The organism is Candidatus Spongiisocius sp., from assembly GCF_965221825.1.
In the GTDB taxonomy this organism is placed as follows: domain Bacteria; phylum Actinomycetota; class Acidimicrobiia; order Spongiisociales; family Spongiisociaceae; genus Spongiisocius.
In genome coordinates, this window is record NZ_OZ244917.1 from 2013689 (window position 1) to 2035611 (window position 21923).

Annotated in this window: 19 protein-coding genes; 9 read left to right on the top strand and 10 right to left on the bottom strand. The window is 68.1% G+C overall.

What is annotated here, in order from left to right; translation table 11 throughout:
• The first annotated feature begins 26 nt into the window (after window positions 1-26).
• Together lhgO and ACOQPD_RS09430 are read left to right on the top strand one after the other, a co-directional pair.
• Entirely contained in the window at window positions 27-1238 is a 1212-nt protein-coding gene (gene lhgO / locus ACOQPD_RS09425) for an L-2-hydroxyglutarate oxidase (protein WP_420611701.1), read from the top strand.
• A 26-nt stretch (window positions 1239-1264) separates the two neighbouring features.
• On the top strand, window positions 1265-2875 hold the full coding sequence (locus ACOQPD_RS09430; protein ID WP_420611702.1) for a hydroxyacid dehydrogenase: 1611 nt from the start codon (window positions 1265-1267) through the stop codon (window positions 2873-2875).
• 104 nt (window positions 2876-2979) lie between these two features.
• Here the strand turns inward: ACOQPD_RS09430 and ACOQPD_RS09435 are convergent, their stop codons facing one another.
• The 5 genes from ACOQPD_RS09435 to ACOQPD_RS09455 all read right to left on the bottom strand — a co-directional run bounded on the left by ACOQPD_RS09435 (window position 2980) and on the right by ACOQPD_RS09455 (window position 7640).
• Entirely contained in the window at window positions 2980-4617 is a 1638-nt protein-coding gene (locus tag ACOQPD_RS09435; protein WP_420611703.1) for a thiamine pyrophosphate-binding protein, read from the bottom strand.
• 14 nt (window positions 4618-4631) lie between these two features.
• Window positions 4632-4865: a lipoyl domain-containing protein gene (locus ACOQPD_RS09440; protein WP_420611704.1), complete on the bottom strand. Its 234-nt coding sequence runs from the start codon at window positions 4863-4865 to the stop codon at window positions 4632-4634.
• Window positions 4866-4881: 16 nt separating this feature from the next.
• The gene (locus ACOQPD_RS09445) at window positions 4882-5874 is read right to left on the bottom strand and encodes an alpha-ketoacid dehydrogenase subunit beta (RefSeq protein WP_420611705.1); all 993 of its coding nucleotides are present in this window, start codon (window positions 5872-5874) and stop codon (window positions 4882-4884) included.
• 2 nt (window positions 5875-5876) lie between these two features.
• The gene (locus ACOQPD_RS09450; RefSeq protein ID WP_420611706.1) at window positions 5877-6854 is read right to left on the bottom strand and encodes a thiamine pyrophosphate-dependent dehydrogenase E1 component subunit alpha; all 978 of its coding nucleotides are present in this window, start codon (window positions 6852-6854) and stop codon (window positions 5877-5879) included.
• 111 nt (window positions 6855-6965) lie between these two features.
• Window positions 6966-7640 carry a hypothetical protein gene (locus ACOQPD_RS09455; RefSeq protein ID WP_420611707.1) on the bottom strand — a complete coding sequence of 225 codons (675 nt, stop codon included), beginning with the start codon at window positions 7638-7640 and terminating at the stop codon, window positions 6966-6968.
• A 783-nt stretch (window positions 7641-8423) separates the two neighbouring features.
• On the opposite strand from ACOQPD_RS09455, the gene ACOQPD_RS09460 reads away from it, so the two are divergent.
• Together ACOQPD_RS09460 and ACOQPD_RS09465 are read left to right on the top strand one after the other, a co-directional pair.
• Window positions 8424-8618 (top strand): SDR family oxidoreductase, encoded by a 195-nt coding sequence (locus tag ACOQPD_RS09460; protein ID WP_420611708.1) that lies wholly within the window; start codon window positions 8424-8426, stop codon window positions 8616-8618.
• Window positions 8619-8664: 46 nt separating this feature from the next.
• The gene (locus ACOQPD_RS09465) at window positions 8665-9699 is read left to right on the top strand and encodes a zinc-dependent alcohol dehydrogenase (protein WP_420611709.1); all 1035 of its coding nucleotides are present in this window, start codon (window positions 8665-8667) and stop codon (window positions 9697-9699) included.
• Window positions 9700-9976: 277 nt separating this feature from the next.
• Here the strand turns inward: ACOQPD_RS09465 and ACOQPD_RS09470 are convergent, their stop codons facing one another.
• The 3 genes from ACOQPD_RS09470 to ACOQPD_RS09480 form a co-directional block, all read right to left on the bottom strand.
• Window positions 9977-11167, bottom strand: coding sequence for a TRAP transporter substrate-binding protein (locus ACOQPD_RS09470; protein ID WP_420614380.1), 1191 nt, complete (start codon window positions 11165-11167; stop codon window positions 9977-9979).
• A gap of 284 nt (window positions 11168-11451) precedes the next feature.
• Complete coding sequence (locus ACOQPD_RS09475; protein ID WP_420611710.1) at window positions 11452-12675, bottom strand: cytochrome P450; 1224 nt, start codon at window positions 12673-12675, stop codon at window positions 11452-11454.
• Window positions 12676-12725: 50 nt separating this feature from the next.
• The gene (locus ACOQPD_RS09480) at window positions 12726-14165 is read right to left on the bottom strand and encodes an amidohydrolase family protein (protein WP_420611711.1); all 1440 of its coding nucleotides are present in this window, start codon (window positions 14163-14165) and stop codon (window positions 12726-12728) included.
• A 118-nt stretch (window positions 14166-14283) separates the two neighbouring features.
• On the opposite strand from ACOQPD_RS09480, the gene ACOQPD_RS09485 reads away from it, so the two are divergent.
• Together ACOQPD_RS09485 and ACOQPD_RS09490 are read left to right on the top strand one after the other, a co-directional pair.
• The gene (locus tag ACOQPD_RS09485; RefSeq protein WP_420611712.1) at window positions 14284-15228 is read left to right on the top strand and encodes a phosphotriesterase family protein; all 945 of its coding nucleotides are present in this window, start codon (window positions 14284-14286) and stop codon (window positions 15226-15228) included.
• Complete coding sequence (locus ACOQPD_RS09490) at window positions 15225-16526, top strand: aspartate aminotransferase family protein (protein ID WP_420611713.1); 1302 nt, start codon at window positions 15225-15227, stop codon at window positions 16524-16526. Before ACOQPD_RS09485 ends, ACOQPD_RS09490 begins: the two co-directional genes overlap by 4 nt.
• 7 nt (window positions 16527-16533) lie before the next feature.
• On the opposite strand, the gene ACOQPD_RS09495 is transcribed toward ACOQPD_RS09490, so the two are convergent.
• The gene (locus tag ACOQPD_RS09495; protein WP_420611714.1) at window positions 16534-16827 is read right to left on the bottom strand and encodes a hypothetical protein; all 294 of its coding nucleotides are present in this window, start codon (window positions 16825-16827) and stop codon (window positions 16534-16536) included.
• Window positions 16828-16834: 7 nt separating this feature from the next.
• Window positions 16835-18427, bottom strand: coding sequence for an N-acyl-D-amino-acid deacylase family protein (locus ACOQPD_RS09500; RefSeq protein WP_420611715.1), 1593 nt, complete (start codon window positions 18425-18427; stop codon window positions 16835-16837).
• On the opposite strand from ACOQPD_RS09500, the gene ACOQPD_RS09505 reads away from it, so the two are divergent.
• The 3 genes from ACOQPD_RS09505 to ACOQPD_RS09515 are packed head-to-tail and all read left to right on the top strand — an operon-like array spanning window position 18428 to window position 21920.
• The gene (locus ACOQPD_RS09505) at window positions 18428-20029 is read left to right on the top strand and encodes a thiamine pyrophosphate-binding protein (protein WP_420611717.1); all 1602 of its coding nucleotides are present in this window, start codon (window positions 18428-18430) and stop codon (window positions 20027-20029) included.
• Entirely contained in the window at window positions 20020-21174 is a 1155-nt protein-coding gene (locus tag ACOQPD_RS09510) for an aminotransferase class V-fold PLP-dependent enzyme (protein ID WP_420611718.1), read from the top strand. Before ACOQPD_RS09505 ends, ACOQPD_RS09510 begins: the two co-directional genes overlap by 10 nt.
• A gap of 2 nt (window positions 21175-21176) precedes the next feature.
• On the top strand, window positions 21177-21920 hold the full coding sequence (locus ACOQPD_RS09515) for an SDR family NAD(P)-dependent oxidoreductase (protein WP_420611719.1): 744 nt from the start codon (window positions 21177-21179) through the stop codon (window positions 21918-21920).
• Window positions 21921-21923 lie beyond the last annotated feature (3 nt).

The window sequence follows — 21923 nt, forward strand, 5'->3', positions numbered from 1 at the left end:
GGAACCCCTAGTGTCATGAACTGATCATGGTGCCTGAGTACGACGTGGCGATCATCGGTGGCGGGATTGTCGGCCTGACGACGGCGATGGCACTGACCGAGCGGGCTCCGGGTCCGAAGGTCGCGGTGCTCGAGAAGGAGCCGCAGGTCGCTTCTCACCAGTCGGGGCGCAACAGCGGGGTAATCCACTCCGGCCTGTACTACCGTCCCGGCTCGCTGAGAGCACGCCTATGCCGGGAGGGAATCGTTCGCCTCGTCAGGTTCTGTGACGAACGAGGCGTCGCCTACACCCGCGACGGGAAGGTCGTCGTCGCCACGAGCGAAGCTCAGCTGCCTGCGCTCGCCGAACTCGAACGCCGTGGCCGTGCCAATGGTCTCCGGGGTGTGAAGCGTATCGGCCCGGGCCGGCTCCGCGAGATCGAGCCGCACGCCGTGTGTGTAGAAGCTCTGCACGTCCCGGAGACCGGCGCGGTGGACTTCGGAGACGTGTGCCGTGCAGTGGCCGAGGTTCTCCGGGAACGGGACGCGACGATCTCGACCTCGTTCCGTGTCGAGAACATCAGCGTATCGCGATCACACGTGGCGGTCGAGGGATCGGACCGGGCCATCACGGCACGTGTAGTCGTCAACTGCGGGGGGCTCTACAGCGACCACCTGGCCAGAGCGGCGGGTCTCGACCCGGAGGTTCGGATCGTCGCATTCCGCGGCGAGTACTACGACATCACAGGTCCCAGCGCCGACCTTGTCCGGTCGTCGATATATCCCGTCCCTGACCCGAAGCTGCCGTTCCTCGGCCTTCACCTGACCCGCTCGGCGGACGGCACTGTGCACGCCGGCCCCAACGCGGTGCCGACGCTGGCCCGCGAAGGGTACCGGTGGAGAACGGTACGGCCCGCCGAGCTGCTGCAATCGCTTACCTACCCCGGCTTCCTCAGACTGGCAGGCAGGCACTGGCGGTCCGGCATCGCTGAGATCATCCGATCGGCAAGTCGCCGCCTGTTCGTGCGTTCGGCGCGCGAACTCGTACCGGAGCTGGATCCGGGGGATCTCAGCCGGGGCAGGTCCGGGGTTCGGGCGCTGGCTCTCACCCGTTCCGGCGAACTACACGACGACTTCCTGATCGAGGTCGGGCCCAGATCGGTACATGTGCTGAACGCACCGTCGCCGGCAGCAACTTCGTCTCTTGCCATAGGGGCACATGTCGCCGACCGCGTGCGGCAGGTAGTCGACCTCGGCTGACCGGAGTACCTGCGAGCACAGTCCGGGTGCCCGAACCCGTCGAGTTGGAGGAAGGTCGCTACCGCCGCCGGTACACTCGCCCGGCTATGGACTTTGACATCGTGTTCCTCGACCGGGTGGAGTTGACTCCCGTCTCCCGACAGGTACTGGAGGGGGTCGGGACGGTGAGGACGGTTCCGGTGACCGCGCAGGAGGACCTCCTCGAGGCGGTGCGGGACGCCCACGCCATCGTCTACCAGTTGTTCCCGCACCGGCTCACGCGCCGGGTGCTGGAACGGTGCCGGCGGCTCAAGGTCATCGGCCGGATCGGCATCGGCATGGACCAGGTGGACCTGGCGGCGGCCGCCGGACGCGGCGTGACGGTCGTCAACGCGGCGGGCGCCCAGGCCGCGGCGGTGGCCGACCACGCCATGGCCCTGATGCTGGGTCTGGCCCGCAACGTGGTGGCGTCCCACACGGCTCTCCTGGCCGGGGACCGCAGCCCGCCGGGGCGGTTCATGGGTGTCGAGATGGAGGGCAAGACCCTGGGCATCGTCGGCTTCGGAGCTATCGGACGGCGTCTCGCCCAGCGCGCCTTCGGCTTCGGCATGGCGGTCCGGGCACACGATCCGTACGTGTCGCCGGACGCCATCGAGGAGGCCGGGGCAACCCCTGGCAGTCTGGCCGAGGTGCTCGCCGGCAGCGACTTCGTCTCCCTCCACGTTCCGCTCACGGACGAGACCTGGCATCTGATCGGTGCCCGCGAGCTCGCCGCCATGCGGTCCACCGCCTACCTGATCAACACCGCGCGGGGCCCCGTCGTCGACGAGGCCGCCTTGGTGTCCGCCCTGCGAGACGGGGCCATCGCGGGCGCGGGACTGGACGTGTACGAGGAGGAACCGCTGGCGGCCGGTAGTCCCTTGCTTGCGCTGGACCAGGTGGTGCTCACGCCGCACATCGCCGGATGGGCCTTCGAGGCCCAGGTCCGCACCCAGGAGAGCGTGGCGAAGGACGTGGCCCGCGTCCTGAGTGGCGAGACCCCGATCAGCCCCGTCCCGGCGGGTGGCGGTAGTCCGGGGGTGCCGTCTGCCCCGTCCGTGACCGCCGGGGGGCGCCGGGCGGGAGCGCCATCCACCGCTCTCCAACCCATGGTTCCCTACCAGGACTGGGAGGGGGATGGGCTCCCCCACCCGACCTCCACCCATGCGTTCGGCGCCGTCCCCGGACTGCGCCAGATCATCGAGACGGAGGGACCAGTCACCACCGAGCGGGCCTACAAGGTCTACATACGGGGAGCCAGCTCCACTCGGGTCACCAAGGCGGCTAGAAGCAAGCTCGATCATGCTGTCCACCGCCTGCTCGACCAGAAGCAGGCGCAGATCGACGAGCTGTCCAGCCCGGAAGAGGGCGAGATCCAGCGGGTTCTCCGCGTTCCCGGAAGTCCCGAGGTGGTGTTGCGCAAGATCGGAGGCCGTGATCTCTACGAGGTACCTCTCAACGAGGTCGTCGCCTTGATGGAAAGCCGGCTCCAACGGATTCCGCGTGCGTCACACGAGGAACTGATGCGCTTCGTCCTCGACACCTACGGCTGGAGGCGCCTCACCGACAAGGCCCGCACCTACCTGACCGCCGCCATCCGGTTGATGTACGAGGGGTGATGCTCAATCCGTCGCGGGAGGGCGACGGGCTGAACCCCATCGAGCCGCCCTGCCCACCGTGTTGCCACCAGTCCACCGCCTCCGAGTGAAGGTCGGCGCGGCCTCTAAGAGTGATAGGCCACGTAAGGGGCTTCGACGCTCGGTACCTTGACCTGGACCAAGGCGGGCACTCCTGACCCGAGGGCGCGGGTGAGGGCATCGCCGAGGTCTGCCTCGTCATCCACGTACTCGCCGTGGCCGCCCATCGCCTCCACCATCTTCCACCACGCCCGGCGGGGAAGGTCGAGTTCGATCTCGGTTCCGTAGGCGCGCTGCTGGGGGAGGGCGATGGCGCCCCATTTCTCGTCGTCGTATACCACCACCACGATCGGCGCCCCGTACCGGAGGGCGGTCTCCAGTTCCAGGCCGTGGAATGCGAACCCGCCGTCCCCGACAATCACGACCACGGTGGTGGCCGGGGAGGCCAGCTTCGCCGCTACGCCGAAGGGGATCTCGGCGCCGAGGGCGCCCGACTGGCCCGCTCGCAGGTAGCGAGAGGGAGGGGTGATCCTCAGCACGGGGTCGGCCCAGAAGTCGACGTTCCCGTGCGAAGTGACGAAGGTGGTTCCCGGAGGCATCGCCTCCTCGAGCAGCGCCGAGAGCCGGGCCGGGTGTATCCCTCCGCCGTCGACCTGCGGTTCTGCGGTGGCGCGGTCCCGCCAGGCGCGCCAATCCCGTGCGACCCGCTCGCACCACGCCCGGTCGAACCCTCCGCGATCGGACCTCGCCAGCGCGCCGAGCACGGCATCGGAACCGGCGACCAGTCCGAGGTCGGGCCGCAGGAACTTGCCGACCACGCCCGGGTCGGGATGGGACTGGATCACCACCGCCTCGTCGGAGATGAGCCCCCCGTACCCGAGGTCCGCCTCGAATTCGTGGCCGACGACCAGCACCAGGTCGGCTTCGGCCATGGCGTCCCGGAGGGGTGGGTTGGATCCCAGGTAGCCCACTCCGGCGCAGCAGAAATGGCGCTCGCCCACCAGGCCCCGGCCGAGCCGGAGGGTGACGAAGGGGACCCGGAGATGGTCCACGGCACCGGCCAGCGCATCGTCAGCAGCCGACCACAGGATGTCGTCCCCCGCCACCAGCAGCGGGCGGCGGGCCCCCGAGATCAGATGTCCGAGCCTCTCGGCCGGCTCGGCCGCCAGCCCTGGTCCGTACCGGACGCTCTTGGCGCGCCTCACCGCGGGCGGCGGCGCGGCGCCGGCAAGCACATCCACCGGGATCTCCAGGAAGGCCGGACCGGGACGCCCCGAGGTCATGGCCGTCCAGGCGGCGTCCAGGCACTCCTCGATCCGGGCGGGGTCCACCACCCGTGCGGCGTACTTGGTGACCGGCCTCATCACCGGCAGAGGGTCGAAGGACATGATCGATTCCTTGTCCAGCAAGCTCACCGGGGCCTGGCCTCCCAGGATCAGGAACGGCACGCCCGCCCGGGTGGCCGTCAATGCGGGCGTGACCGTGTTGGTGACGCCCGGACCGAGGGTGACCGCACACACCCCCGGAGATCGGGTGACCCGGGCGGTGCCCTCCGCCATGAAGGCGGCGGCCGCCTCGTGCCGGGTGTGGACGATCCGCACCGGGGCGCGCAGCGTGCCGTGGTAGATCGGGTTCAGTGGTCCGCCCGAGACCGAGAAGATGTGCTCCACACCCCGGGCGGCGAGCAGGTCTACAACCAGATCACCGCCGGGATAGTCAGGCACCGTTGGACAACCTGTCAGGTTTCCTGGATCTCGGCTATCACGGCGCCGACGTCCACGGTGTCATCCTCCGAAACGTATACCCGAGTGAGGATGCCCGAGGCCGGGGACTCCAGCTCGACTTCGACCTTGTCGGTCTCGAACTCGGCGAGAGGCTCGTTCTTGACTACCGGCTCACCCACCGCCTTCAACCACCGGATCAACACCGCGTCCTGCATCGACACGCCCCACTTGGGGAGTATCACCTGCATACCTGCCTGCCTTCCCTCACGCCGAGCCAGCTACCACCCGGTCGCCCAGGGTGGCGCGGATGGCCTCTTCCACGTCGTCGGCGCTCACGTCGAGCCTCCCCTCGAGCACGGGGCTGAACGGAACCGGAATGTCCGGCCAGGTGACCCGTTGTGGCTGGGACCGCAAGGAGTCCCAGGCCCGCTCCGACACGCCGGCGATGATCTCCGCCGCCAGGCCGCACAGGCGGCGGGCCGGGTCGGCGACCACCAGCCGCCCGGTCTTGCGGACCGAGGCGACGATCGTGTCCCAGTCGAGCGGTACGAGGCTGCGGGGATCGACCACCTCGACCGATATCCCCTCGGCCTCGAGCGTGTCCGCCACGTCTACGGCCGTGTGGACCAGCGAGGCCAGCGCCACGACCGTCACGTCCTTGCCCTCTCGCTTGACGTCTGCCACGCCGAGCGGGACCTCGTAAGGCTCCCCCGGAATGGACTCGCGCCGGCGGGAGAGGCGCAGATCGGCCAGGTAGACCACCGGGTTGGGGTCCCGTACGGCGGCGATCATCAGGCCCTTGGCGTCGTAGGGGGTGCTCGGCATCACCACCTTGAGGCCGGCCGTATGCATCAGGATCGAGTGGGGGTTCTCGGAGTGTTGGGCCGCCGCGGAGCCGGACGGCCCGGTCCCGGCGAAGTAGACGATGGGAAGCTCAACCTGGCCCCCGGACATGTAGCGGAGGCGGGCGGCCTGGTTGGCCACCTGGTCCATGGCCACGTAGAAGAAGCTGGAGAACATCACGTGGGCGAACGGCTTCAGGCCCGCCGCGGCGGCGCCCACCGCACTGCCCACGAATGCTGCCTCGGAGATGGGGGTCTTGCGGATCCGGTTGGCGCCGAACGTGTCGATCAGACCCCTGGTGACGCCGAAGACGCCGCGGTCGACGTCCTCCCCCATCACGATCACCGTCTCGTCCTCCTCCATGGCGGCGCGCAGCCCCTGGTTCATGGCCTGCATGTAGTACGCCCTCGCCATGCTCATCCCCCTGCGGGGGCGAAGACGTGGTCGAGCGCCTCGTCGGGGGAGGGATGGGGGCTGGCCTCGGCGAATGCCACCGCCTTGCGGACCGCTTCTTGCTCCTCCGCATCGATGGAGTCGAGTTCGGCGGCCGCGACCCCGGCTTCGGTCTGGAGCAGATCCCGGAAGCAGGTCACGGGATCGCGGGCCTTCCAGCTCTCCACCTCCTCCTCGGTGCGGTAGGCGGACACGAAGGCGCTCTCGCCCTCACTGTGGCCCGAGAAGCGGTAGGTGATCGCCTCGATCAGGGTGGGGCCCTCGCCGCGCCGGGCCCGGTCGACCGCCTCGCCGACCACCCGGCGGACCTCCAGGACGTCGTTCCCGTCCACCTCCATGCTGGTGACCCCGAAGGGCTCACCCCTGCGGTAGATCCTCCCCGCGGTGAGATCGGTGGTGGGGGTGTACTCCATGTACTGGTTGGACTCGCACAGGTATACGACCGGAAGCTGCCAGATGGCGGCCAGGTTCAGGGCCTCGAGCAGGACCCCCTGGTTGGCGGCGCCGTCACCGAAGAAGCAGACCGTCACCCCGTCCCGGCCCAGCACCGCGTCGGCCAGGCCCGATCCGGTGGCCATCGGGATCCCGCCTCCGACGATGCCGTTGGCGCCGAGGATCCCCAGGCTGGTGTCGATGATGTGCATCGAGCCGCCCTTGCCCCGACAGTATCCGTCCGCCCGCCCGAACAGCTCGGCCATCATCGGAGCGACATCGGCTCCCTTGGCTATGCAGTGGCCGTGGCCCCGATGGGTGCTGGTGATGTGATCGGTGTCGCGCAGAACGCTGCAGGCACCCACCGCCACCGCCTCCTCGCCCACGTAGACATGGACGAAGCCGGGCAGCTTACCGAGCCGGTGGAGCTCCTGGACCTTCTCCTCGAAGATCCGGATGCGCACCATCCGCCGGTACAGGCTGAGGAGTATCTCAGTGTCGGGAAGCATCGTCGCGCGCTGATCCTACCTGTTCCGTGTAGGGGGCGGCCCGGCGCGCCATCTAGTAACGCTCAGCCTCCCAGAATCCGGCTCCAGCTACTCAGCCTTCTCTACCGTCCCTCAACCGGCATGGATCGGCTGCTTCGAACGAACGAAGGCCAACCCGATCAAAAACACCCAGACGACCTGCAGAATCAGGATACCGCTTCCGAATTGATATAGGCTGATCACATCCCCGCCACCGAGTAATGCGATCAGCAGAAGGCAAGCACCAAGGATGCCCGGGACCACTCCAAGGACGAAAGCTCCTACCCGATCTGGTCCGAAGAAGCGAATGTCCATCGTTCCCAGTGCGAACATTCCCACGCCGATCAGTGTGAACGAGATCCCAAAGGAGACCAGCAGCGTGCCATCTGTGGTGAACAGCTCAGAACCACTAGAAGTCTGTTGTTCACGGTCAAAATGCGTGGTAAGGAGGTGAGAGAATATCCACGTTATTACTTCCGCCACGAGACCAAGTGATAACACGACCAGCCCTGCTTGCCTGAGATAGGCGGTGCTCTTCCCTTGTTGAAGCACACGTTCCATACCGATCATTCCCAGCAGAAACGCGAGAGAAACAAATACGCCGCCATCAGCTATCAGATGAGACATAGCGCTGTCCACACCGGTACCCTCATCAGGGTCCAGCGCAACAATAACGAGGATACTAAGCGGGACGCTTAGAACAGTCCCGGTAACCAGCAACCAGCCTACGGTCTTCCGGAAGGTTGGTTGGTCGGTGACACGCGTCACTGGGGCCCACCTTTCAGGACATCGCCTTCCCCACGGTCAAACCCGGAACTGAGGCGTTGTGTTGAGACCCATACTCGGCCCTGCAATCCGCAATCATAGCAACGGGCCAACGTGGGCGCACGGCCAGTGCTTCTGGAGCCTCCGCATGCCCACATCCTGTGCTATCACGATCGGTCGGATGTGCACTGTTGGGCATTCTCTGCGGACGCGCCGAGGGTGTCGATGTGATCGGCGCATCGACCGATCCGGATCCGTCCTCGACCTCCGACCTCGGTCAGTGCCCGAAGACAGGGGGTTGAATCTGTCACACCCTTGCTATACGTTGCTGGATACCGTAATTACCAGCGGCTCCGAAGTCGGCCGGGCCGTGTGAGGGATCAAATCGTTCGAGGCCGCTCCGTCGAGGGCATAGCGGGCCGCGTCTCGGCCAAGGTGGTGGCGGCGGGGGAGGGCCCAGCGGGGGGCGCCGGTTGCCGCGATTTTCGCGTTCTTGCCCGATGCGGGACAGGAAAGATGGGTCGAGTTCCGCCGCCGTGATCCCGGCTTCGGTCTGGAGAAGGTCCCGGAAGCAGGTCACCGGGTCGCGGGCCTCCAGCTCTTCACCTCCTCCTCGGTGCGGTAGGCGGACACGAAGGCGCTCTCGCCCTCGCTGTGGCTGGCAGGATGGGGGGTGATTCCGGCGGCGCCGCTCACCGTGTAACGGCCGGAGCTGACCGTTCTCCAGAGTCGGCGCTCGTGGGCACTCTGTTGAAGCCTTGTATCCGGCGACTGTGGACACACCCGATGAATGACCAGTACCTGGCGTCCGTCGACAACGCGGAGGCGACCACGGAGATGCTGGTCGATAAGCACCCCCTGGGTCGTATCGCCAGCGCCGATGACGTCGCCTGGGCCGCGTTGTTCCTAGCCTCTGACGGAGCATCCTTCATCACCGGCGTGTCGGTTCCCATCGACGGCGGACGCCACCTGGGCAGATGAAGGATCGGTCGACGGGGCGCCGGGAGCGGACGAGAGGAGGAAGGTCATGACACGGATGAGAGCCATCGTTTTCGGGGACGATCGCAAGATCCGGCTGGAGGAGGTCCCCGTACCCGAGGTGGGACCCGGCGATGTGCTGTTGCGTCCCCACTTCTGCGGGATATGCGGCACCGATCTGCATGCTCCTTCCATGACCGCCCCCTTCCGCGCCGGGGTCGTTATGGGACACGAGTTCTCGGCCGAGGTGGTGGCCACCGGCGAGCAGGTGCAGGGATGGGAACCCGGTACGCGGGTGGCAGTGAACCCCAACGGCAATGTCTGCGGTGCGTGCGGGGCCTGCCGGGACGCCAGGTTCAACCTGTGCCGCTCTGCCGTGTTCGTAAACGGGATCGGGATCCGGCACGACGGCGGTATGGCGGAGTTGGTAACGGTCGACCCGAAGGTGCTCCACCCCCTACCCGACTCCGTCAGTTCCGAGCAGGGCGCCTTCGTCGAACCGCTGGCCACCGCTATTAGGGCCGTGCGACGCTCCCGCTTCCGCCTCGGGAGTTCCGCCGCGGTGATCGGGTCCGGTCCCGTCGGCCTGCTGATGGTCCAAGCCCTCCGGCGCGCCGGCGCGTCCACGATCACCGCCATCGAGCTCTCGGCATTCCGGCGCCAGGCGGCCCTAGACCTCGGCGCCGACATCGCCTTCGATCCCCGGACGGAGCCACCGCGTTCCGTATTCGGGACCGAGCTCGAACCGCCCGAGTTCGTCTTCGAGTGCTCCGGAGCCCAGGGCACCCTCGAACTGGCAGTCGACATCGTCCGCTACGGCGGGCGGGTCACCCTTACGGGTCTCCCCTCGCGGCCCGTCGAGGTGACCGCTACCACGGTGATCGGCAAGGAGGTCGACGTCGTCGGAAGCATTATCTATGTCGAGGAGTTCCCCCTCGCCATCGACCTCCTGGCCAAGGGAGCCTTCGACATCGAGAGCCTCATCTCCATGATCCTCCCGATCGCCCGCTTCGACGAAGGCTTCGAAGCGCTCGCCAACCCGGTATCGACCCTGAAGGTGCTACTCCATCCCACGCAGAAGTGAACTTGCCCGACCTCAGCAGATCGGAATGATGGACACTGGGTTCGCTACTCGTAGCCCTTGGCAGCCACACTCGGACATTGCAATCGACACCGGGACGGTTGTCCATCTGATCCCACCGCCAACTCGTGGGGCCTTACGCTTCTCCGTATCCGAACCGATGGTATCGCCCTCCCTCGACACGGGAGGCGTTCCCGCCGGGCGCATCGCCGACGCCGTGATGCCGGCCACCGCGCCGTGGGGACGCGGGGGCCGGCTAGGCGGCTAGGTCGGTCTGCAGCTAGTTCCGTCCGGTCCAGCTGACCATGGCGGTCTCGGCGAGACCGTGCCATTGGGTGATGCCGTCGCGGAAGGCGCTCCAGTGCCCGAAGATGGTCTTGAAGTCATCGTTGTCGGCCGCCGTCTCGTCGAAGAGCTCGAACGCGGCGTCCTCCGAAGCCTGCATCACGTCATCGGGGAAGGGCCGCAACTCGATATCCGACTCGAGGATCGTCTGTAGCGCCGCCGGGTTCTTGGCGTCGTAGCGAGCCATCATGGTGGCGTTGGCGCCGTAGGCGGCCGCCTCGACTATCGCCTGGTATTCCTCCGGCAACTCGTTCCACTTCGACAGCGGGATGAACACGTCGAGCTCGGGGCCCGGCTCCCACCACCCGGGGTAGTAGTAGTACGTAGACACGTCGTGGAACCCCATCGTCGTGTCGTCGTAGGGACCGACCCACTCCGTCGCGTCGATGGCGCCGGTCTGGAGGGCCTGGAAGATCTCGCCGCCGGGCAGCACCTGCACGGTGACGCCGAGCCGCTCCATCACCTTGCCGCCCAGGCCGGGGATCCGCATGCGCAGTCCCTCCAGGTCCGCCGCGGAGTTGATCTCCTTGTTGAACCAACCGCCCATCTGGACTCCGGTATTTCCGGCCGGGAAGTTGATCACGCCGAAGCGATCCGCGTAGAAGTCCTGCATCAGCTGCAAGCCGCCGCCCTCGTACATCCACGCATTCTGCTGCCGGTAGGTGAACCCGAACGGCAGGGCCGTGTTGAAGGCCGTGGCAGGGCTCAGACCCACGTAGTAGTACGACGCGGTATGGCCGGCGGGGATTGCGTCCTGCTGGACGTTCTGCAGAACCTCAAGTCCCGGAACCAGCTCGCCCGCCGCCCGGGGCGTGATCCTGAACCGACCGCCCGTCATGTCCGAGACCCGCTGGGCGAAGTCCTCGGCGCCTCCGTAGATGGTGTCCAGCGACAGCGGCCAGCTGGTGCCCATCTCCCATTCGACCTCAGGACCGCCCTGGGTCATGACCACCTCGACCGCTTCCGCAGCGGTGTCCGCGGTGGCATCGGCCGTGGTGGCCGGACCAGACGTCCCCTGGGTGGTGGTGGCCTCGGATTCTCCGGACCCGCAGGCACCGATGGTCGTAAGCAACCCGCCGGCGGCGACCGTCATTCCCGCCTTCTTCAGGAAGTCACGCCGGTCCACCTTGGTCTCCAGAGTCTCTTCCAGGGAGGGTCCTCCTCGGTTGTCTCTCGCCACTGCTGCTCCTTTCCCCGGAGGACGAGCCAAGCCGCTCAGGAGGTCTGAAGAACCCCATACCGGCCCGACGGTTCATGGCAATGATGCCAGGTGGGGGCATGGAACGCTACCTCTATCGGGGTTTTTCGGCGCGACCGTGGCCGGAGCCGAGAGTCAGGCGTTACGTCAAGGCTTCCGGTAGGAAGTTGGTACGTGCCGATCGGTCGATCCCGGTGGAGGGCCCGGACCGGTCATGCGATGGCCAGCTCGAGGGAGTTGAAACCGCGGAGCACGAACCTCGGCGGGCGGACCGGCTCCTCCACCAGTTCCAGCCTCGGGCATCTGGCAGCAAGCCTGGCGAGGGCAACGTCCATTTCGATGCGGGCGAGGGGTGCTCCGAGGCAATGGTGGATCCCGCCGCCGAAGCTGACATGGGAGGGGTCGCCCCTACCGACCAGGAACGTGTTCGGCCGGTCGAAGTGCTGCGGGTCGCGGTTGGCGCATCCGAGTAGCACGGTCACCTGCTCGTGCTTGCCGATCACGTGGCCGCCCACCTCGTAGCGGTCCGCAAGAACCCACCGGTCGAAGGTCTGGATGGGCGCGTCCCACCGGAATAGTTCCTCGGCGGCGGCCGCGGGCCCGACGTCGCCGCCGGTGAGCAGGCGCCACTGATCAGGATGATCCACCATCGCCAGCATGCCGTTCGCCAGGGTGTTGACCGTAGCCTCGTGGCCCGCATTGAGCAGGGTGATGATCATGGACACGATCTGGGGATCGGTCAGGGCGCCCTCCTCGGTGCGGGCGGCGCAGAGGCCGGTGATCAGGTCGTCCCGTGGCCGGTCGCGGCGGCTCCGCATCAGTTCCAGGCAATAATCGGTGAACTCGATACAGGCTTCGACCGCTGATCGCCGGTCGGCCTCGGTGATGTTGTACTCGTACATCTGCGTGATCCGGGAGGACCAGTCGAGCATGAGGCGCCAGTCCCCGGTAGGCGCGCCCAGCAGGCTGGCGATCACCTGGACGGACAGGGGCGCGGCGTAGTCGTTGACGAGGTCCATGCGGCCCCGTTCGATGGCCGTGTCGAGCAGCCGGTCGGCGAGCTCGACCATGCGAGGCCGGAGTCCGGCCAGCCGTCGCATGGTGAAGGCCGTCGACGCCAGCCGACGAATCCTCGTGTGGTCTGGTGGCTCCATCCACACCACCGACCAGTACTCCACCTCGTAGAACGGAGCCAGCTCGTCCCGGAGCGGCGGAAGGCCCCACTCCCGGCGGTCCACCTCGTGCTGATGGATCCGGCCCAGCCGCCGGTCCCGAAGCGCCCTGCGGACATCCTCGTACCGGGTCAGGAACCATACCGGCCGTTCGCCCTGCCGGCCCGGCCCCCGGAAGACCGGGGTCTCCTCTCGGATACGGTCGAACACCGGGTAGGGATCCCGCAGGAAGGCGGGGTCATACGTATCGAGCGCGACCTCCATCGCCGAACCGTACCAAAGGGGTTGGCGCCACCGGAGGGTGGAACGACGCCTCAGCCGACCAGCGGCCACACCGAGTAGATCGAGGCGCCGACTCCGGCTTCGAACTCGGCGGACGCCGCGTCGATCATCCCGTAGGCCGTCTCGGCGTCGAATCGGGTGAAACGGCCCCGGTCCAGGATCGCTTCCCCGTCGACGAAGACCGTGTCGACCGTGCTGGAGCCGCGGAAGTACACCAGGCTGTCCACCGGATCCTGGAAGCGCGGATGGGCTTCGGGCCGGCTGAGGGTATGGACCACCAGGTCGGCCCGCCTGCCCACCTCGATCGATCCCACCTCCTCCAGCCCGAGCGCGCGGGCGCCGTGCAACGTGGCCATCTCCAGAACGGTCTCGCCCGTCAGCACCGGCAGCTCGCCCCGGAACTCCCGAAAGCCGACCGCGGCCAGGTAAGCCTGGCGCAGCACATCCCGCCTGCCGCTATAGCCGTCGGACCCGAGGGCCACCGGGACGCCCATGCCGAGCATCTCGGGGAAGGCGCCCTCGCGGATGGCGCCCATGCCGCGTCTGAGGGAGGCCGCCGGGCAGTGGACGACCCGGGTGCCCGACTCCGCGATCAGTTCGACCTCGGCCCGGTCGAGGTGGTTCATGTGGACCAGCGTCAGGTTCTCGCCCAGCACGCCGATATCGGCGAGGTGCTGGATGGGGCGGCAGCCGTACAGGGCTTCCGATATCTCTATCTCCTCGGGATCCCACGACTGGTGCATGATCATGGGCGCTCCGTGTTGCTCGGCCAGCGATCCGGCTTGCCGCAGAAGCGTGTCCGAGCAGCGCATGCAGCCATACAGCGTGGCGGCGCCCCGGACTCGCCCGCCGTTCCGGAACGGGTAACGGGCCATCTGGTCCTCCAGACGGCTCACGCATTCGCTCGTGGATGCGCGCAGCATCTCACCTTCCTCCTCGGACATGGCGCCGGAGGCGGTGTCCCGGCCCGGGACGTCCGGGTTGAAGTCGAGCGCGACCTGTCCCGGTATGCCGCGCATGCCAACCGTCTCGATGGCCCGGACCGTCTCCTCCAAGAAGAAGGAGCCTCCGGTGTCGGAATAGGCGGTGGTGCCGTTGCGGACCATCTCCATGCACGACAGGAGCGCACCCAGATAGTCGGTCTCGGGTTGCCGGAAGGAGAAAAGCCAGTCGTCCACGGCCCCATAGTCGGCATGGTCCTTGGGCGCCAGGCCGCGGCTCAGCTCCGAACTCCCGGCGTGGACGTGGGCGTCGATGAGCCCCGGATGGACGAGGGCGCCGCCCAGGTCTCGGGTCTCCGTGGCCTCGCTTGCCGGCGCCACCTCCCGGTCGGGACCGACCGCGACGATGCGGCCGTCCCGCACCGCGATCGCCCCGTCCACCAGGATGCGGCGCGCCAGGTCCATCGTGATGATTCGACCATGCCGGAGCAGTAGGTCGGCTCGGGTTTCCACCTGGTTCGCTTTGCTCACCCGTCGTCCTTGCGCCGGAGTCAGCCTAGGCGTCCCAGCGGGCCGCCACCGGGGCCGGGGTACCGGTAGAGTTGCGATGCCCTCGCCAGGAAGGAGCCTCCTCGTGCAAGGAGAGGACGTGACCAGCGAAACCGGCGCCGTGATGACCGTGCGCGGGCCGGTACCGGCACAGGAGCTGGGGTTCATCCTTCCCCACGAGCACATCTACTGCAAGCTGCGGCACGCCGATTACCGATACGACGTGCCCGACCAGTTCGGCGATGAAGACGTGATGGCCGAGGAGGTGTCGGCCTTCGCCGAATTGGGTGGAGGAACGATCTTCGAGCTGAGCGTTCCCGACAACGGGCGGGCGCCGGAACGGCTGGTGGCGCTCTCCGAGCGGACCGGCGTGCACGTGGTGATGGGCTGCGGGTGGTACCGCGCCAACTACTACCTGCCTGAGGAGCGGATCGACCGCCGGCCGGCCGACGAGCTCGCCGAGGAACTGATCCGCGAGATCGTCGACGGGGTGGGTGACACCGGGATCCGTCCCGGAGTGATCGGCGAGGTCGGATCCGAGAAGACCTGGGTGTCTCCGGCCGAGGAACGCGTGCTGCGGGCCGCTGCCCGGGCCCACAAGGCCACCGGCCTGGCCGTCGGGGCGCTCCACGCCGTCGGTCCGGTCGCTCCCGAGCAACTCACCATCCTTGAGGAGGAGGATGTCGACATGAGCCGGGTGGCGGTGGCCCACTGCGAGACCTACCCGCACCTTGAATACCTGCTCGGACTGCTACGGCGCGGCGTCTACCTGATGTTCGACAACTGCGGGCAGTACCGGGGCATGGGACAGTTCGAGAACCGCATCCTCGACCTGATCCGGGAACTGATCGACCGGGGGTTCGAGGACCGGCTGATGCTCTCCCACGATATCTGCAAGTTCGGGCAGCTGCGGATCCACGGGGGTACCGGTTTCGTCTACCTGCAGGAGACCTTCCTGCCCGCCCTGGCCGGCAAGGACGTTCCCGAGGCGACCATCGCGACCATGACCCGTGACAACCCGCGGCGCTGGCTGGCGGGATCGTGACTTCCGGGGAGGGTCTCCGGCGCTGGTACCGGAGCGTCGTCGACGAATACCGGCGCCGGACGCCGGGCTCGGCTCGGATGTTCGAGCGCGGAGGGGGCGTTCTACCCGGCGGGGACACCAGGTACTCGATCACCACACCGCCCCATCCCCTCTATTTCGAGCGCGGGGAAGGACCGTACCTGTGGGACGTGGACGGCAACCGCAGGCTCGATCTGAACAACAACTCGACAGCGCTGGTGCACGGCCACGCCCATCCCGCCATCGTCGCGGCGGTTCGGGACCGGGCGGCCATCGGAACCGCCTGGGGAGGGCACAGCCCGCTCGAGGTGGAGTGGGGGCGGATGATCTGCGAGCGGGTTCCGTCCATCGAGCGGGTGCGGTTCGCCAATTCGGGCACCGAGGCCAACATGCATATGCTCAAGGTGGCGAGAGCCTTCACCGGACGGGATCTGGTCCTGAAGCTCGATGGCGCCTACCACGGAACCTACGACGGCTTCGAACTCGCGGCTGCGCCCGACGGCTGCGTGGTGCCCAGCACGGGCGGAGTCCCGGCCAACCTATCGGCGAACGTTGTCCTGGGCGCCTGGGGCGACACGGAAGGCGTGGCCGCTCTGATCAGGGCGAACGCCGATCGCCTGGCCGCGGTGATCCTCACCCCGTTCCGCTCGGCGGGAGGATTCGCCCATCCACCCGACGGCTTCCTGGAGACGCTGCGGGAGGTGACGGCGGACGTGGAAGTGCTCCTCCTGTTCGACGAAGTGATCTCGATGCGACTCGGGATGGGAGGCGCCCAGGGCCGATACAGGGTGACTCCCGATATGACGGCCCTCGGCAAGCTGATCGGGGGCGGGCTACCGGTGGGCGCGTTCGGCGGCCGGGCCGACATCATGGCCTTGACCGACCCGCTCGGCGACATGAAGGTGGCCCTGGCAGGGACGTTCAACGCCAACCCGATGACGGCGGCTGCCGGTGTCGCCGCCCTGCGCCTCCTGACACCGGACGTCCACGACCGGATCGACCGCCGCGGCGCACGATTGCGCGAGGGATTGGCCACAGTGGTGAAGGACCGCGGGCTACCGCTCCGGGTGGAGGGCGGCGGATCCCTGCTCAGCGTGGCCTGCGAGCCGGAGGTGACCCGACCGGACGTGCTGATGACCGGCCTCCCCCTGGCGTTCGGCAACCGGGGCGTCTTCGGCTTCCCCTACCTGTCCACCTCGTCAGTGATGGAGGAAGAACACATCGAATACGTTCTCGAGTCCGCCGGTACGATCCTCGCCGAAATCGCCTCGGCGCTATAAGGCCGGTTCAGGACCGGGCGTCCAGGCAGTCCAGCACTGCTCGGCTCTCCGCTCGGCCCGGATCGTCGCTTGCCATGCCGGTCATCACACGTTCAGGATCGGAGACGACATGCCAGTCCTCCGGTGGCACTACCGGTTCGGCCAAGTCGGTGTCGATGCGGATGTCGGCGCTCCACCCCATGATGCTTCCCTCGGGCGTTGCTACGGCCGGCACCACGGCTGCGACGACCGTGCCTCGTAACGATGAGCTTCTCCCCGGTGGCAATGCCGAGACGTTCTGGAAGTCCGTCTGGAATGTCACGAGCAGATTACTGACGTTCCCTGAGACGGCAGACGCCGCCTTGGCGGGTTCCGGTGGGGCCGGTCGGGTCCACCGCCACCTCGCCGCCCACGATCACCCACTCGATCCCGGCAGGAGGGCGTTCCGGCTCGTCGTAGGTGGCCCGGTCGATCACGCGGCGGGGGTCGAAGGCGACCAGATCGGCGCGCTGTCCGGGGGCGACCTCGCCCCGGTCGTTCAGCCCCACACGCCGGGCGGCCCGGAACGAGAGCCGGGCCACGGCCTCTCGAAGGCTGACGATGCCGTCCTGTATCGCGTACCGTCCCAGGAAGCGGGTTGCGGTACCCCAGAGCCGCGGATGGGGAGTGGCGGCGAATACGGCGTCGCTGCCCACCAGCATGGCCGGATGCCGGGCGATGGCTCGCACCACGGACTCGTCGGCGTAGTGGAGGATGACCAGGGCGCGCATCCCCGTCTCCAGCAGCAGGTCGATGACCACCCGCTCCGGTTCGATTCGGCGGGCCGAGGCGATCTCGGAGATTGTGCGGCCGACCACATCCGCTGGACCGTCGGGGCCGCAGTCGATCACCACGATCCCTTCCGGGCCGCACTGGTAGTAGAAGCTCTCGGGTCCGGCGTCGGGGTCACCGAGGGCGCGGAGCAGGCGATTCGCGGTGGAACGGTCCCGCAGGCGCGCCGCCATCTGCCCGACGCCCCCGTCGTGCGCCCACGGGGGGAGCAACGCGGAGAGAAGGGTCACACCGGCGCCGTAGGGGTACTGGTCGAAGGTGACGTCCACCCCGCCATCCAGCGCCCCGTCGATCATCTCGAGCAAGGGTTCCAGCTTCCAGGCGTTGCGGCGCCCAAGCACCTTCAGATGTGAGAGGTGGAGCCGCGCCCCACTCCGGCGGGACACATCGATCATCTCCTCAACCGACTCGAGCAGGTTGTGGCTCTCGCCGCGCATGTGGACCGAGATGAGGCCGCCGAACCGTCCGGCCTCGGTGGAGAGGGCCACCACCTCGTCGCGGTCCGCGTAGGCGCCCGGTGTGTAAACCAGGCCGAACGAGATCCCCCAGGCCCCCGCCTCCATGCCGGCGGCGACCTCGCGACGCATGGCGCGCATCTCGTCGCGGTCGGGCACGCGCTGCGCGCCTCCCAGCACGGCGTCGCGAACCGCCCCATGGGGGACGAAGGGGCACAGGCTGATGGCCGGTCGCGTGCCGTCCAACTCCTCCAGGTACTCACCGATCGAGCGCCAGGCCCACTCCGGGGGTCCGGGGCCTTCCGGCAAGGCCAGCTGGGTCATGCGATCTTCAAGCCGCTCGGCCGTTACCGGGGCCGGACCCATCCCGTCGGGGTTGATGATCTCGGTCGTGAAGCCCTGGCGTAGCTTCGGCTCGAGGAGCGGGTCGTCGAATGACCGCAGCGCGCTGTGGGCATGCATGTCGATGAACCCGGGGCAGAGCGCCAGGCCATCCAGATCGATGGTGCGGGCAGCCTCGGCCTCCAGATCGGCGCCCATCGCTAGTATCGAGTCGCGGTCGATAGCGACGTCCCCGCGACGGGGCTCGGCATCGCCGGGATAGATCGTCGCATTCCTCAGGAGAAGATCGACCACGTGCCGAGCCTACTCCGGGGGGTGCCTGAGATGACCGGCGCCGAGGTCTTGATCGAATCGCTCCGGGTCAACGGCGTCCGCCACGTGTTCGGCATTCCCAGCACCCATACCCTGGAGTTCTACCGGGCGCTCGGGCAGACCACGGGCATCCAACACGTGACGACCAGCCACGAGCAGGGTGCCGCCTTCATGGCGGACGGCTACGCCCGGGCCACCGGGCGGCCGGGAGTATGCATGGTCACGACCGGCCCGGGGGTCACCAACGCGGCCACGGCCATCGCCGAGGCCTACTCGGACTCCATTCCGGTGCTCTGCATCACCTCCCACATACCGAGCGAGGACATCGGGCGCGGTCGGGGCCACTCGCACGAACTCCGTTCCCAGGAGCGGGTTCTGGAGGGCATCACCGACCGATCGGAGCTGATCCTGTCGCCAGACCGGATCCCCGATGTCGTTCACGACGCTTTCCGGCGGTTCCGCACCGGCCGGCCTCGCCCGATATGCCTGGCGATCCCGATTGACGTACAGGAGATGGCGACCCGGGTTGTAGTTCGGCCACCGCCCGAGGACGGGCCGCCCTCCGCTGACGAGGATGTCCTGCGCCAGGCGGTAGCGATTCTCGAATCGGCCGAGCGGCCCGGCATGCTGGTGGGAGGCGGGGCGATGGCATGCGCCCGGGAGGTCGCCCGGATGGCCGACCGGATCGACGCCCCGGTGGTGACCACGCTGAACGGGAAAGGGATTATCCCGACCGGCCACGACCTGGCCGCATCGCTGGCCTTCTACCGGTCGGCGGCCCGCTTCCTGGAGGAGTGTGATGCAGTTCTCGCCGTGGGGACGGAAATCAGCCCGGCCGACTTCTGGATCGGGCCGCTGCGGCTGGGCGGGAAGCTGATCCAGGTGGACATCGACCCCGGCCAGATCGGGGTCAACCACCCGGTGGATCTGGCGGTGGTGGGAGATGCCCGCGCCGCGGTCACCTTCATGGAGGGCGCCTCACGCCCGGCTTCCAGGCAAGGTCGGCGCCGCGCCGCCGGGGTACGAGCCGCCGCCGGCGAGGAGGCCGCGGAGTTGGGGCGTCCGTACCGGCCCTGGGTCAGCGCCCTCCGTCAAGCCATGCCCGACGAGTCCATCCTCTCGCTCGACGTGGCCATGGTGGCCGGTTTCGGGGCCTTCCCCTTCTACGACCTGCCCGGTCCGCGGACCTGGATCAACCCGTCCGGCCTGGCAACCCTCGGGTACGCCCTCCCGGCGGCCATCGGCGCCAAGATCGCCCGGCCCGAGCTAGCGGTGGCGGCGCTGGTCGGGGACGGTGGGTTCATGTTCACCATGTCCGAGCTGATGGTGGCGGCGCAGCACCGTCTGCCGATACCTTTCGTGATCTGGAACGACCGGGCCTTCGGGGAGATAGACCGTCTGATGCGGGAGCGCGGGTTCGAGCCGATGGCGACGGAGCTGCATGTTCCGGACCTGGCCACGCTCGCCGCGGCGTACGGTGCGGCATATGCGCGGGCCGACGAGCCCGAGGACCTGGCGGCGGCCGTCGAGTCCGCCCTGATCGCGGATTGCCCGACGCTGGTGGAGGTGCCCGCATGGTCCTGAGCGAGCGATTCCGGCCGCTGTTCCCGATCACTCAGAACCGCGCCTACCTGTTCGCAGGCGGCCTGGCCCCGGCGGCGACTCCGGTCAAGGCGGCGCTCGATGAGTGGGCCGACCGGTGGATGCTCGACCCCGCCTACCACCGCGCCCGGTACTTCGACGAGTGGCGGATTCTCAAGGACCACCTCGCCTCCGTCCTGGGCGCAGATTCCGGAGAGCTGGCCATCGTCGACAACACCTCGCGCGGTTCCAACCTCGCAGTTCAGATGATCGATCCCCCTCCCGGCGCCAACATCGTCACCGACCCGACCTCCCACCCGAGCGCCGTCTGGCCCTGGTTGCTGCCCGGTCGCCCTCCGGTCGAGGTCAGGAAGATCCCTGCCGGTCCGACATCCACCTGGGCGGACGGTCTGGAAGCGGCGGTCGATGAACGCACGATCGCCGTGATCGTGTCCCACGTCGACCCCCGGACCGGCTTCCGCCATGACCTCCGCCGGCTGGCCGGCCTCGCCCACGCCTCCGGCGGCTACCTGATCGTCGACGCCGCCCAGTCGGCGGGCGCCGTGCCGGTGGACGCAGCGAGCTCGGGGGTCGACTTCATGAGCGGCACGATGATGAAGTGGCTACTCGGTCCTCCCGGTCTCGGTTACTTCTATGCCCGCCGGGAGCACCTGGAGGCCCGCCCGCCACCTCACGTCGGTTACGTTGGCGCCGAGTGCGCCGGGCCTCCGACCGCCCTGGAGCACCTCTCGTTCAGTCCCGGGGGGAAGCGCCACGAGATCGGGCTGGCCGACCTTCCCGGCATAGCCGCCGCCCGGCGGGGACTGGACATCATCCTGGAGGCCGGCATCCCCGCCATCGAGCAGCACGTGTTGGACCTGACCGGACAGATGATCGAAGGGCTGGAGGAGCGTGGAATCGAAGTGTTGACGCCGAGTGACCGGCCGGTGCGCGGCGGGGTGGTGGCATTCCACTTCCAGGGCGGGGTGCCGCTGTGCCGTTACCTGCGGACGCTCGGAGTGGACGCATGGGGATACTCCGAGGACGACCGGGTCCGCGCCGACCCCCACCTCTACAACACCCCCGCCGACGTGGAGCGTCTCCTGGCAGGAATCGACGCTTACCGCAGCCGGGCATCGAGGAGATAGCCGTGGACTTGGACGGGCGGGTGGCCCTGGTGACAGGAGGCGGGACCGGGCTGGGTCGCGAGATCGCACTGCGGATGGGACGGGCCGGAGCACGGGTGGCTGTCAACTACTCGCGGTCGCGGGACGCGGCCGAGCAGGTGGCCGGCGAGATCGAACGGGACGGAGGAAAGGCCCTGGCGGTCCGGGCCGACGTGGCCGACAGCGCCGCGGTGGCGGAGATGGTGACCACGGTCGAGCGGGCGCTGGGCCCGGTGGACGTCCTGGTCAACAATGCCGGCATCACCCGGTACATCCCCTTCTCCGACATCGGCGCCATTACCGAGGAGCGGTGGAGGCGAATCCTGGATGTCAACCTCACGGGCGCCTTCCTGTGTGCCCAGGCGGTGGCGCCGGGGATGGTGGCCCGGAGCGCCGGCAAGATCGTCAACGTCGCGACGAACTCCGCATTCACCAGTACCGGCAGCTCCATCCCGTATGTCGTGTCCAAGGCGGCGCTGGTCTCGCTGACCACGTGCCTGGCCCGGGCGCTGGCGCCGGCCGTCCAGGTCAACGCCGTGGCTCCGGGATGGATGGCAACCGACTGGCTGGATCGCTACCTACCGTCCGAGCGCGCCGCTGAGATCCGGTCCGGCGCCGTACCGCTGGCGCCGCTGGAGGATGTCGTGGATTGCGTGATGGGGCTCGTCGCCAACGATTCCATCACCGGCCACGTCGCTGTTGTGGACCGGGGAGAGATGCTGGGATAGGTC